The organism is Sporosarcina pasteurii, assembly GCF_041295575.1.
In the GTDB taxonomy this organism is placed as follows: Bacteria; Bacillota; Bacilli; order Bacillales_A; family Planococcaceae; genus Sporosarcina; species Sporosarcina pasteurii.
In genome coordinates, this window is sequence record NZ_CP160452.1 from 42,526 (window position 1) to 55,117 (window position 12,592).

At 37.9% G+C, this 12,592-nt stretch carries 14 protein-coding genes and 1 rRNA gene; 14 read left to right on the forward strand and 1 reads right to left on the reverse strand.

Annotated elements, in window-relative coordinates; genetic code table 11:
* Positions 1-42 precede the first annotated feature (42 nt).
* The 11 genes from rrf (at position 43) to rsmI (ending at position 7,444) form a co-directional block, all read left to right on the forward strand.
* Positions 43-157: ribosomal RNA gene (gene rrf, locus AB1H92_RS00175) — 5S ribosomal RNA — on the forward strand.
* A gap of 153 nt (positions 158-310) precedes the next feature.
* Entirely contained in the window at positions 311-1,747 is a 1,437-nt protein-coding gene (locus tag AB1H92_RS00180) for an aminotransferase class I/II-fold pyridoxal phosphate-dependent enzyme (RefSeq protein WP_115359625.1), read from the forward strand.
* A gap of 1 nt (position 1,748) precedes the next feature.
* On the forward strand, positions 1,749-2,381 hold the full coding sequence (tmk, locus tag AB1H92_RS00185; protein WP_115359626.1) for a dTMP kinase: 633 nt from the start codon (positions 1,749-1,751) through the stop codon (positions 2,379-2,381).
* Between the two features lie 52 nt (positions 2,382-2,433).
* Positions 2,434-2,763, forward strand: a complete 330-nt coding sequence (locus AB1H92_RS00190; RefSeq protein WP_075526428.1) for a cyclic-di-AMP receptor — start codon at positions 2,434-2,436, stop codon at positions 2,761-2,763.
* A 17-nt stretch (positions 2,764-2,780) separates the two neighbouring features.
* Positions 2,781-3,221 (forward strand): YaaR family protein, encoded by a 441-nt coding sequence (locus AB1H92_RS00195; RefSeq protein ID WP_243835629.1) that lies wholly within the window; start codon positions 2,781-2,783, stop codon positions 3,219-3,221.
* A 57-nt stretch (positions 3,222-3,278) separates the two neighbouring features.
* Positions 3,279-4,274, forward strand: coding sequence for a DNA polymerase III subunit delta' (gene holB, locus AB1H92_RS00200; RefSeq protein ID WP_115359627.1), 996 nt, complete (start codon positions 3,279-3,281; stop codon positions 4,272-4,274).
* Positions 4,267-5,094: a stage 0 sporulation family protein gene (locus AB1H92_RS00205; protein WP_115359628.1), complete on the forward strand. Its 828-nt coding sequence runs from the start codon at positions 4,267-4,269 to the stop codon at positions 5,092-5,094. The genes holB and AB1H92_RS00205 overlap by 8 nt, the downstream gene beginning before the upstream one ends.
* Positions 5,095-5,107: 13 nt before the next feature.
* On the forward strand, positions 5,108-5,470 hold the full coding sequence (gene yabA / locus AB1H92_RS00210) for a DNA replication initiation control protein YabA (RefSeq protein ID WP_115359629.1): 363 nt from the start codon (positions 5,108-5,110) through the stop codon (positions 5,468-5,470).
* A gap of 106 nt (positions 5,471-5,576) precedes the next feature.
* Positions 5,577-6,320 carry a tRNA1(Val) (adenine(37)-N6)-methyltransferase gene (locus AB1H92_RS00215; protein WP_370475541.1) on the forward strand — a complete coding sequence of 248 codons (744 nt, stop codon included), beginning with the start codon at positions 5,577-5,579 and terminating at the stop codon, positions 6,318-6,320.
* Entirely contained in the window at positions 6,304-6,591 is a 288-nt protein-coding gene (locus AB1H92_RS00220) for a GIY-YIG nuclease family protein (protein WP_115359630.1), read from the forward strand. Before AB1H92_RS00215 ends, AB1H92_RS00220 begins: the two co-directional genes overlap by 17 nt.
* Positions 6,569-7,444, forward strand: a complete 876-nt coding sequence (gene rsmI / locus AB1H92_RS00225) for a 16S rRNA (cytidine(1402)-2'-O)-methyltransferase (protein ID WP_115359631.1) — start codon at positions 6,569-6,571, stop codon at positions 7,442-7,444. The genes AB1H92_RS00220 and rsmI overlap by 23 nt, the downstream gene beginning before the upstream one ends.
* Before the next feature lie 130 nt (positions 7,445-7,574).
* Here the strand turns inward: rsmI and AB1H92_RS00230 are convergent, their stop codons facing one another.
* Positions 7,575-7,853: an AbrB/MazE/SpoVT family DNA-binding domain-containing protein gene (locus tag AB1H92_RS00230; RefSeq protein ID WP_115359632.1), complete on the reverse strand. Its 279-nt coding sequence runs from the start codon at positions 7,851-7,853 to the stop codon at positions 7,575-7,577.
* Positions 7,854-8,126: 273 nt separating this feature from the next.
* On the opposite strand from AB1H92_RS00230, the gene metG reads away from it, so the two are divergent.
* From metG to AB1H92_RS00245, 3 genes are all read left to right on the forward strand, one after another.
* Positions 8,127-10,088 (forward strand): methionine--tRNA ligase, encoded by a 1,962-nt coding sequence (gene metG, locus AB1H92_RS00235; RefSeq protein WP_115359633.1) that lies wholly within the window; start codon positions 8,127-8,129, stop codon positions 10,086-10,088.
* 237 nt (positions 10,089-10,325) lie between these two features.
* Entirely contained in the window at positions 10,326-11,096 is a 771-nt protein-coding gene (locus tag AB1H92_RS00240) for a TatD family hydrolase (protein ID WP_115359634.1), read from the forward strand.
* Positions 11,097-11,225: 129 nt separating this feature from the next.
* Positions 11,226-12,494, forward strand: coding sequence for a G5 and 3D domain-containing protein (locus AB1H92_RS00245; RefSeq protein ID WP_115359635.1), 1,269 nt, complete (start codon positions 11,226-11,228; stop codon positions 12,492-12,494).
* Positions 12,495-12,592: the final 98 nt, after the last annotated feature.

Sequence of the window (12,592 nt, forward strand, 5' to 3'; positions counted from 1 at the left end):
CAATGTTTTGTTTATCCAGTTTTGAGCGAACAAGCTCAATAGTTTGGTGGCGATAGCGAAGAGGTCACACCCGTTCCCATACCGAACACGGAAGTTAAGCTCTTCAGCGCCGATGGTAGTTGGGGTTAGCCCCTGCAAGAGTAGGACGTTGCCAAGCACTAAAAGAGTCATTACCTTATGGTAGTGGCTCTTTTTGTTATATATGAAATTAATAATAATTCGCTAAATGAAGTGATAGGTATGAATCATACTAAAGAGGTTCACGTCTTAAATCTTAACATCATTAATAATAGTAGGAAGTGAAGAGAAAATGGAATATATCAATCGTCCACTTGTCCAAAGGTTGGTGGAGTTTAAACAGGAGAAACCGGTCTCTTTTCACGTACCGGGTCATAAGTATGGAGAATTATCCGGTTTGCCACAATCATTACGTTCTGCGCTCTCATTTGACTTTACAGAGTTAAGTGGTCTTGATGATTTGCATCAACCAGAGGATGTCATTGCAAAGGCACAGGATAAATTAATGAAATTATATAATACGGATGCGAGTTTTTTCTTAGTTAATGGTTCTACGGTAGGTAATCTAGCGATGATCTATGCGACTTGTCGTGCTGGCGATACAGTGATTGTTCAACGAAATGCACATAAGTCTGTATTCAATGCACTTGAATTGGTTGATGCTAGGCCAGTTTTAATTGCACCTAATTGGGATGAAGAAACAGCTTCTGCCAGTACTGTTTCAGCGGGACAAGTTCGACAAGCATTAGAACAATATCCTAACGCGAAAGCTGTCATATTAACTTATCCTACTTATTATGGGACAACAGGAGAAGACTTAAAAGAAATTATTGCTATGTGTCATAAACAAGATGTACCGGTACTCGTAGATGAAGCACATGGTGCTCATTTTGTGATAGGGAACCCTTTTCCTACATCAGCTTTGGCATTAGGTGCTGATGTCGTTGTTCATTCGGCACATAAAACATTACCAGCCATGACGATGGCTTCTTTTTTACATGTGAAATCTACTTTTGTGTCAAAAGAACGTATATCAAAGTACTTACAAATGTTGCAGTCGAGTAGCCCTTCTTATCTTCTAATGGCATCCTTGGACGATGCGAGGGCTTATGCGGAATCATTTACGAGAGAAGATGTAAAAAGCTTTTTAAATAGAAGAGAAAATTTTATCAATCGATTGAATCGTATAGCATCCTTTCAAGTCGTCGAGTCAAATGATCCTTTGAAGTTAATGGGGAGAGTTGAAAATTATACTGGATTTCAATTTCTTAAAGCGTTGGAGATGGAGAATATTTTTGTTGAACTTGCAGACCCTTATCAAGTGCTTTTCATCCTTCCTTTATTAAAGAAAGGACAAACATATGATATTGAAACGATTTGTAATAAAATTGAGCGAGCAGTTAACTGGCTACATATTCATGAAGAAAAAAAGAATGTCATTACCCCACCCATTACTGTCAATCAAATATCTGAACTCTGTTACAATAGAAGCGAGCTAGAACAATTTCAAGTTGATTGGGTACATTACGATCAAACTGTAGGAATGATCGCAGCGGCCCCAATTATTCCTTACCCACCAGGTATTCCGTTATTATTAACTGGTGAAAGGATAACGAAGGAGCACGTTGAACTGTTGACAACACTCACTACTTTGAAAGCGAGTTTTCAAGGGGCAATTCGAATAGAAGAAAAACAAATACTTGTCGTAATGAACGAGGTGGAAGAATAGTATGAATAGCAAAGGCGTATTTATTACGTTTGAAGGCCCAGAAGGAGCGGGAAAGACAACTGTCATTTCAGCTATTTACGATCGCTTGAAAAACCAAGGCAAGAAGGTTTTGCTTACAAGGGAGCCAGGTGGCATTAAAATATCTGAAGATATTCGAGGAATTATACTCGATAATGAAAATACTGAGATGGATGCTAAAACAGAAGCACTTCTTTATGCGGCTGCAAGACGACAACATCTCGTTGAAAAGGTAATACCTGCATTGGCGCAAGGCTACATTGTATTATGCGATCGTTTTATTGATAGTTCATTGGCATACCAAGGATATGCACGAGGTATCGGAATAGATGAGATATTGGAGATTAATAAGTTTGCTATCGGAGAGGCGATGCCTGATGTAACCGTATTTTTTGATATTCGTCCAGAAGAAGGACTTGCACGGGTATTAAATAATGACCAACGTGAACAAAATCGATTGGATAAGGAAGATTTATCTTTCCATCATAAAGTTTATGAAGGCTATCAACAGGTTATTCAGCGGTATTGTGATAGGATTGTAGTAACCGATGCGAGTTTAAAACAAGATGAAGTAGCAGAAAATGTTTATAAGATAATTGCCTCTCGAATTATGTAATGTGAGAATTCATGCTATAATAAGGAGAAAGAGGGCTAAAGGAGAGATGACCGTGAAGTTGATAGTAGCAGTTGTACAAGATCAGGATAGTAACCGTTTGTCAGCAGCCTTGACAAAAAATGATTTTCGAGCGACTAAATTAGCGAGTACGGGTGGGTTTCTCAGATCTGGTAATACGACATTTTTAATTGGTACAGATGACAGTTTAGTGGATAAGCTACTTGAAATTATAAAAGATAATTGCCGTTCACGAGATCAAATGGTAGCACCAGTCTCTCCGATGGGTGGCAATGCAGATTCGTATATTCCATACCCGGTTGAAGTAGAAGTAGGAGGCGCAACTGTGTTCGTGCTACCAATTGAACACTTTCACCATTTCTAAAGCCGAGGTGAGTATACGTGAAAGTTAACAGTAATTACCGCACTAATTTAGATAAAATGAAGAACGGGCAACAATTGACTGAGCAGAATGGATTACGGTTTGGTAAAATGGTTCAGAAGCACAGTGAAAAACTTCATAGCGAGCAAATTACGAGACTTCTCGGTAATATATCTATGGCTGGGGACAGACTTGCTAGGTCTCGTAATTTGCGTGATATGGCTAAGTTTAAAATGCTTGTTCGTAGATTTTTGAAAGATTCTGTTGAAACGGGCCTTGCGTTAAACCAGTCACACACTTGGAATCAATATGGTGAAGGGCGCAGGTTAAAGATTGTTCAAATTATTGATGAAAAACTGATCGAATTAGCAGAAGACCTTTTAAATGAAGAGAAAAAAGCTGTTGATCTTTTAGATAAAATTGGTGAGATTAAGGGACTACTTATTAATCTATATACGTAATTTCCGTGTATTCTAACAAGAAGCACGGTTTTTTTGAAGTAAGAGGGTAGGAGAAAAATGGAAAGCACAACATTTATTAATCAGCAAATAGTAATGAGTAGATTAAAAGCGTCTTTTGAACATAACCGAATTGGACACGCTTACATCTTTGATGGCGAACGTGGTACTGGAAAGGAAGAGATCTCCTTATTTTTTGCAAAACTTTTACTTTGTCAAAATCCAACACAAAATGCTCCATGTGAAACATGTAGTTCTTGTTTACGGGTTGCATCTCGTAATCATCCTAACATCACAATCATTTATCCTGATGGGCAAACAATTAAAAAGGGACAAATGGATGAATTTCTGTTAGAGATGACGAAAAAAGGATATGAAAGTGGTCGTAAAATATATATTATTTCACAAGCTGAACGTATGAATTCGGCATCAGCTAATGCACTATTAAAATATTTAGAGGAACCAGAAGGAAATGTGACTGCAATATTACTCACTGAATCCTATCAAGCTATATTGCCGACGATTCAATCACGTTGCCAACGAATATCATTCCTTCCCCCTTCGCGTGAAACGTTGATTTCCATGCTCGAAGAACAAGGGATTACGAGGTCTATGGCTGCAACTGTTACGATGCTAACCGCAAATATAGAAGAGGCTTTACAGTTGGCGCAAGAGGATGAATTTGCGCATATGCGAAAAACAGTGTTAAAATTAGTTGAAGCATCAGATCAAAATATCCATGAGGCGTTATTGTATATCCAGTCAACTTGGTCTCAAGTCTTTAAAGAAAGAGAAGAGACGGACCGAGGGCTTGATTTACTATTGTATGCTTATCGCGATGTCGTTGCGTTAAAAGCGGAATTGAACTCTATGTCTGTGTATCCAGATTACAATGAGTTTTTAAATTCACTTGCGATGAAATTGACGTACAGCCAATTGTCTGCGGTAATGGAAGCTATTCTACAATCCAAAAGGCAATTGGGTGGGAATATGAATCGAACGCTTCTTATGGAACAATTGATGCTCAATATGCAGGAGGGATTTCTCGTTGTATAAAGTAATAGGTGTTCGCTTCAAAAAAGCGGGGAAAATATATTATTTCGATCCACTCGATTATGAGTTAACTATAGATGATTACGTAATCGTCGAAACAGCTAGAGGTGTTGAATACGGTAAAGTAGCAATACCAGTGCAAGAAGTCGATGAAAATGACGTCGTTTTGCCGCTGAAAAAAATTATTAGACCAGCGGAAGAAAAAGACGTAGATAAAGTTGAGGAAAACAACCTTGAAGCACATAAAGCATTCGTAATAGGTGCTGAAAAGATTGGAGAACATGAGCTTGATATGAAGCTTGTAGATGTTGAATACACTTTTGATAGAAATAAAATAATTTTTTATTTTACTGCAGAAGGTCGTGTCGATTTTCGCAATTTGGTCAAAGATTTAGCATCTATTTTCCGGACGCGTATTGAATTGAGACAAATCGGCGTACGGGATGAGGCAAAAATGCTAGGTGGAATTGGTCCATGTGGTCGAATGCTTTGTTGTTCTACTTTTCTTGGTGATTTTGAGCCTGTTTCAATCAAAATGGCAAAGGACCAAAACTTGTCATTAAATCCCTCAAAAATTTCAGGTCTATGCGGTCGTCTTATGTGCTGCTTGAAATATGAAAATGATGAATATGAAGAGGCCAAAAGACAGATGCCAGATATTGGAACACAAATCGATACGCCTGAAGGACCTGGAAAAGTAGTTGGTTTAAATTTACTTGAGCGTTTACTTCAGGTAAGTTTATTAGAAGAGGACCAAGTGCTTGAATATACACTGGAAGAAATTATGGACCCGAATAATAAAATGCTGCACTTGATAAAATGATGGGGTGGAAAAGTTGAAAGAAAGGAACTTTTTGGATAGCATAATGGAATTCGAACAACAGCTTGACTCTATGCAAAAGCAATTCCGTGAACTGATGGGGTTCGTCGCAGAGATGACAGAAAAGAATCATTCACTTCAACTCGAAAACCATCATTTGCGTAAAAGACTTGATGAAATTGACGAGCAAGAAGAGAAATCTTCAAGTAACCAGCCTCCTGAAAAGAAACAAAATACGGTAGATGTTGGCGAAGGCGTCGATAATTTAGCGCGACTTTACAACGAAGGCTTTCACGTTTGTAACATTCATTATGGAAGCATCCGTAAAGGGGAAGATTGCTTGTTCTGCTTATCGTTTTTAAATAAACAAAATGTGTAAAATGAGCCGATCCTATATCAAAGTAGGCATCGGCTTTTTAAATACGAAGAAAAAAGAAAACAACATTGTAGAAAATGTATTTGGTCGGAGGCGTTTACGTTTGGATATATTAAAAGATGATGAAAGACTGGATTATTTATTGGCGGAGGATTTGCGTATTATTCAAAGTCCGTCCGTCTTTTCCTTTTCTTTAGATGCAGTACTTTTGGCAAGGTTTGCTCATGTACCTACTCGAGCATCAGGGAAGATTGTGGATCTTTGTACGGGTAACGGTGCAATTCCTTTATTTTTAAGTGCGAGGTCAAAAGCTAGTATTACGGCAGTTGAGTTGCAGGAGAGACTGGCCGGAATGGCGAATAGAAGTGTGTTGTATAATCAATTAGAACAACAAATCAATGTGATTCAAGGTAATGTAATTGGTATTGCTGAGAAAATTGGTTATGAAAAGTATGATGCCGTCACTTGTAATCCCCCTTACTTTCCAGCATATGAAGCAACTGAAAAAAACTTAAAAGAACATGTTGCGATTGCGCGTCATGAAATTCACCTGACGTTAGAGCAAGCGATTCAATCTGCAAGTGAATTGTTAAAGCAAGGTGGGAAGGCGGCTTTTGTCCATCGCCCAGGACGTTTATTGGATATTGTAACAGCAATGCGTGCGAATCGTTTGGAACCGAAGCGTATTCGGTTTGTTTATTCGAAGGAAGGGAAAGAAGCGAATACGTTGTTAATTGAAGGAACAAAGGATGGGAAACCAGACTTGAAGATATTACCGCCCCTCTATGTATATGACAATGACGGAAATTATACAGAAGAAGTGAGGAAGCTCTTGTATGGAGAAAAAGCCTGAGCATCTGTTTTACGTTTTGGAATGTAATGATGGATCATTTTACGCGGGGTATACAAATGATTTAGAAAGACGAGTCAATGTGCATAATGAAGGGAAAGGGGCAAAATATACACGTGCGAAGCTTCCTGTACATTGTATTTATTTTGAAACCTATGAAACGAAGAGAGAAGCGATGCAAGCAGAATATCAATTTAAACAATTGAGCCGGAAGCAAAAAGAAATCCATATTGCAAAAGGAAGTGGACAGGTTGAAATCACAAAAAAGTGCTGAACAGGGGAGCGGGAAGTTATTTCTGGTAGGAACGCCGATTGGAAACCTAGAAGATATGACTTACCGAGCGATTCGTATTTTAAATGAAGTACATACAATTGCTGCAGAAGATACACGCAACACCATTAAATTATGTAATCACTTTGAAATTCAAACACCGCTCATCAGTTACCATGAACATAATCTAGCCGTTGGTGGGGAAAAAATATTACATTTATTATCAGAAGGGAAATCAGTTGCACTTGTAAGCGATGCAGGGATGCCTTGTATATCAGACCCGGGTGTTGATATTGCAAAAAAAGCGATTGAAAGTGGCTATGATGTGGTACCGGTACCTGGTGCAAATGCCGCGATCACAGCTCTTGTTGCATCTGGATTAACGACACAACCGTTTTTGTTTTATGGCTTCTTATCTAGAAATAAAAAAGAACGTCAACAGCAAATCGAACAGCTCAGAAAGAGAGAAGAAACGATACTCTTATATGAGGCACCACATCGGTTAAAAGAAACGTTGAAAGCATTACATGAACAAATTGAAAGCACACGAAAAATTGTTCTTGCGAGAGAAATCACAAAGAAATTTGAGGAGTTTTTGCGGGGTACGTTAGAAGAAGCACTCGAGTGGACTAATACGAATACAGTTCGTGGTGAGTTTTGTATTGTGATTGAAGGCGGCGATGGGCACGTAGAAGAGGATGCGCCCGCCTGGTGGCAAGACCTCGCCATTCGCGAACATGTTGAGGAAATCATAAATCGTAAAAAGATTCGTTCAAAAGAAGCGATTCGTGAAGTAGCGGACGTTCGAAAAATGAGTAGAAGAGATGTGTATCAGGCCTTTCATGTTGATAAGTGAGAATGTTCAAGGTTACCCTGTATGATGATTTATTGATTGGCGGGAAATCCTGAAGGACGTATATTCATTTTTGGGTACCATCGTAAATGATAAAAAAACCCGGAACAGTTTGTTGTTCCGGAGATTGGCTTTATTTTTTTAAGTTGTTCTGTATATCTGTAATAAGTTGTTCTGCACCTTCAGGACTTAGAATTAAATTTCCATCTAATAAACTTAAATTATCATCTGAAACAATACCTGTAATTGAACAAGTCATATTTGGTGCATATTTTTTTAAGATAATTTTATCTTCGTCGACATAAATTTCAAGTGAATCCTTTTGTCCGATTCCTAGCGTTCTACGTAATTCGATAGGAATTACTACACGTCCAAGCTCATCTACTTTTCTAACGATACCCGTGGATTTCATAGAAAGGCCCCCTTTCATAACAGTCAATTGTCATCATTTATACAATTCTGACGTTTATATGCCATTTATCATAACAAGATTTCCAATTATCGTCAATGAGAGAATATAGAAAAGAAAGAATTTTTAGCAATAAATGATATTAGTACAATAGTATTTTTAATGATTAATGAATTATGTATTGCCTATACTGATATTACGATAAGAATAACATTGTGCCGTTCTAATAATTTCGATAGAATATAGGATACATACAATTATACTGGAGGAATTTTCGTGTCTGAAAAAAAAGAGACTTTTTATATTACAACGCCGATTTATTATCCTAGCGGAAAATTCCATATTGGCACGGCATATACGACCGTCGCCTCTGATGCAATTGCACGTTATAAACGTTTGCGAGGATATGATGTACGATTTTTGACAGGAATGGATGAACATGGTCAAAAAATACAGGAAGTAGCGGATGAGTCTGGTCAACCACCTCAGGAATACGTTGACGGGATTGCAAAAATCGCCAAAGACTTATGGGCGAAAATGGATATCTCTTATGATGACTTTATTCGCACGACTGAAAGCCGTCATACTGAATTAGTTAAAAAGATATTTAAGACATTTCTTGATAACGGTGACATTTATAAAGGTGAATATGAAGGATGGCACTGTACACCGTGTGAATCCTACTTTAGTGAGTCGCAACTAGAGAATGGAAATTGTCCGGATTGTGGACGATCTGTTCAAAGAGTTAAAGAAGAGTCTTATTTCTTTAATATGAAGAAGTATGCGGATCGATTACTGCAGTATTATGAAGAAAATTTACAGTTTATTGAACCAGAGTCCCGTAAAAATGAAATGATTAATAACTTCATTAAACCAGGACTGGAGGATTTATCCGTTTCCCGTATGTCGTTTGATTGGGGAATTAAAGTGCCTGGGGATGCAGAGCACGTTATTTACGTATGGGTTGACGCGTTAACAAACTATATTACGGCACTTGGATATGGTTCAGATGATGAAACGCTCTATAATAAATACTGGCCGGCAGATGTGCACGTTGTAGGTAAAGATATTGTGCGTTTCCATACGATTTATTGGCCAATTTTCCTAATGGCACTTGATCTTCCATTACCGAAGAAAGTGTTTGCACATGGCTTTATTATGATGAAAGACGGGAAAATGTCTAAATCTAAAGGAAACGTTGTATATCCTGAAATGCTCGTTAATCGTTACGGGTTAGACGCAACTCGCTATTTCCTTTTACGTGAACTGCCTTTCGGTCAAGATGGTGTGTTTTCACCTGAAGCGTTTATTGAAAGGACAAATTATGACCTTGCGAATGACCTTGGAAACTTACTAAACCGAACAGTTTCGATGATTAATCAATATTTTGAAGGTGTTATTCCGACTGAAGAATTAGAACCGACTGAGTTTGATGATGCGTTAAAAGAATTTATTACGAACACGGTTACGAAATATGAAAATGCTATGGAAAATATGCAATTTAGCGTTGTGCTAAACGAGTTGTGGGCGCTTGTTTCTAGAACGAATAAATATGTCGATGAAACAACACCATGGGTTCTTGCAAGAGATGAAAATGAACGCCATAAATTAGCGTCTGTCATGTTGAATCTCGTTACATCACTTCGTCACATTGCAGTATTGCTACAACCGTTTATGACTAAATCTCCGAAGAAGATTATCGAACAACTTGGGCTTTCTGAAGAGATGCTTGCTTGGGAAACGCTTGGCGATTTCAAGGCGATTCCAGTTGGAACAAAAGTTGTCGAAAAAGGAGTTCCGATATTCCCGCGCTTGGAAGTTGAGACGGAGGTTGAATACATTCGAGAACAAATGGCAATTACTGCACCTAAAGAAAATGTTGAGCCTGAAAAGCAAGAAGCTGAACCAATTCGTGATGAAATAACATTTGACGAATTTATGAATGTAGATTTACGTGTTGCAACAGTAATTTCTTGTGAAAAAGTTCCGAAGACGGATAAGTTATTAAAACTACAGCTTGATCTAGGATTTGAGCAAAGACAAGTCGTTTCAGGAATTGCAGAACACTACGCACCAGAATCTTTAATTGGTGAGAAAGTAATTGTTGTTGCGAATTTAAAACCAGTTAAACTTCGTGGAGAATTATCGCAAGGGATGATTTTAGCAGGGGAGTCTAATGGTGTATTAAAGCTTGCAACAGTGGACAAGTCATTAGAGAATGGCGCCGTTGTGAAATAAAGCTGAAACAAAACAAAAATTTATTAAAAACAAAGTGGTAATAATTTATATATGATAAAAAAGTGACGTAATCATTAGATACGTCACTTTTTTATTGATAAGAACAAACATTTAACGACAAATAAAATCATTCTATTTATATAAATCAACAAAGATATTGTAATGTATTTGTAATATGGTTGTGACCAAAGAAATGATTAACTCTATTACAATTAAAAAAGTGCGAGGAGAGAGACTATGTTTATAGATACACATGTACACTTAAATGCAGATCAATACGAAGAAGATGTCGAGGAAGTCATTGAACGTGCGTTAGAGGCGGGCGTTTCCAAAATGGTTGTAATCGGATTTGACCGTAAAACAATTCGTAAAGCGATGGAATTAACAGAACGTTATCCCTTTATTTACGCGGTCGTTGGTTGGCATCCCGTTGACGCAGTTGATTGTACGGAAGAAGACTTAGAATGGATTGAATCGCTTGCAGCACATCCTAAAGTAGTTGGCATTGGAGAGATGGGTCTTGATTACTATTGGGATAAATCTCCAAAAGAGGTTCAACAAAAACTCTTTAGAAGACAAATCCAACTCGCTAAAAAAGTAAATTTGCCGATTGTGATTCATAATCGAGATGCTACGGCTGACGTCGTGCGCATTTTGAAGGAAGAAGAAGCTGAACAAGTCGGTGGGATTATGCACTGTTTTAGTGGAAGTGTAGAAATTGCAAAAGAATGTATCACAATGAACTTTCTGATTTCGCTCGGTGGTCCAGTTACGTTTAAAAATGCGAAAGGGCCAAAGCAAGTTGCAAAAGAAATCCCGTTAAATAAGTTATTAATCGAAACAGATGCCCCTTATTTAACGCCTCATCCTCATCGAGGGAAACGGAATGAACCAGTATATGTAACATTAGTTGCGGAAGAAATCGCCAAGCTTAAAGAGGTATCTATAGAAGAAGTGGCATCTATCACAACGGAAAATGCTTTAAAACTATTTAAAATAGATGAATAAAAAGAGAATATGATTCTCATACTCTTCTTAATGAGACGCACTCAAATCTATGAAAACAAAAAACTATTGGGTTGACATGCAAAAAAGGACCCTATATAATCACACAGGTGATGAAGGAGGAATTTTTTCATGCAAAGTAGCACCATGAAAAATCTGTTCTTTAAGTCATTGAGGAGTAAACAAATACTATTTACAATTATATTTACAACATTATTCGTGACTGTTGTTTCCCTAGCAATTTATGAAGGGAATAAGAAGTCTGTAACACTTACTGTGAACGGACAACAGGAACAATATAGAACACATGCAAGTACAGTAGGTAAACTTCTTTCAGAATATGAAATAGAAGTTTCCGAGCACGATATTGTAACACCCTCAGTGAATACACCGATAAAAAATGGTCTAACCATTCGGTGGGAACAATCGAAACAAGTCGCAGTAACCGTCGATGAAGAAAATACAACTCTTTGGACAACGAAAGAAACAGTAGGTGAAGCTTTAGATGAAGCAGGTATAGAATTAACTGCACATGACAAAGTAAGCCCAGATTTAACAACGCGACTTGACGAAAAGAACAGTATCATAGTCGATAAAGCGTATGAGTTTACGTTAATCGATGGTGGAGAAGAAAAGAAATATTGGTCAACATCTACCACAATTGGTGATTTTCTGAAAAGTAAAGACATCCAACTAGACGATTTAGATAGATTAGAAGGCGATTTAGACAATCAAGTCAAACCAGGTTCTGTTGTTCAAATCGTTCGCGTAAAAAAAGCCACGGAGACTGTCGAGGAAGAGGAAAACTTCGCAGTTGAAACGAAAAGTGATGATTCATTACTTAAGGGGCGCGAAAAGGTTGTCCAACAAGGTCAAAAAGGAATTGTCTCTCGAGAGTATGAAGTTATAAAAGAAGATGGAAAAGAAGTTTCACGTTCATTAATAGATGAAGTTACCGTTAAAAAACCAACCAAAAAGATTGTTGCTGTTGGTACTAAGGTAGTCGTAGCAAGTGCTGCGCCAACAAAAAGCGCTGCACCAACAAAGAGCGCTTCAAAAGCACCGGCTAAAACGACGTCTGTTTCCCGAAATAATTCTGCACCGTCCGGAGGTAAAGAATTTTACGTATCGGCAACGGCTTATACGGCAGGGTGTAGCGGTTGTTCAGGTATAACGGCAACGGGAATTAACCTAAAGGCAAATCCAAATTTAAAAGTCATTGCTGTAGATCCTAGCGTCATTCCTCTTGGTTCTAAAGTTTGGGTAGAGGGATATGGTTACGCAGTTGCAGGCGATACAGGCGGAGCGATAAAGGGTAACCGAATTGACCTCCACGTTCCAACGAAACAAGCGGCTTATAATTTTGGAAAACGTAAAGTGAAAATAAAAATTATAGATTAATATCTTTATCCGCGGGGCTGTGTTGGTCCTGCGGATTTTTTGGTGTTGGAAATAAAAGGTTGATCAATATATATTAGCTCAAAGCTTCCACATCTAAT

Excerpts from the sequence above, each read along its gene's own strand:
- AB1H92_RS00180 (WP_115359625.1), top strand. The coding sequence starts at position 311 with ATGGAATATATCAATCGTCCACTTGTCCAAAGGTTGGTGGAGTTTAAA.
- tmk (WP_115359626.1), top strand. The coding sequence starts at position 1,749 with ATGAATAGCAAAGGCGTATTTATTACGTTTGAAGGCCCAGAAGGAGCG.
- holB (WP_115359627.1), top strand. The coding sequence starts at position 3,279 with ATGGAAAGCACAACATTTATTAATCAGCAAATAGTAATGAGTAGATTA.
- AB1H92_RS00220 (WP_115359630.1), top strand. The coding sequence starts at position 6,304 with ATGGAGAAAAAGCCTGAGCATCTGTTTTACGTTTTGGAATGTAATGAT.
- AB1H92_RS00230 (WP_115359632.1), bottom strand. The coding sequence starts at position 7,853 with ATGAAATCCACGGGTATCGTTAGAAAAGTAGATGAGCTTGGACGTGTA.
- AB1H92_RS00240 (WP_115359634.1), top strand. The coding sequence starts at position 10,326 with ATGTTTATAGATACACATGTACACTTAAATGCAGATCAATACGAAGAA.
- AB1H92_RS00245 (WP_115359635.1), top strand. The coding sequence starts at position 11,226 with ATGCAAAGTAGCACCATGAAAAATCTGTTCTTTAAGTCATTGAGGAGT.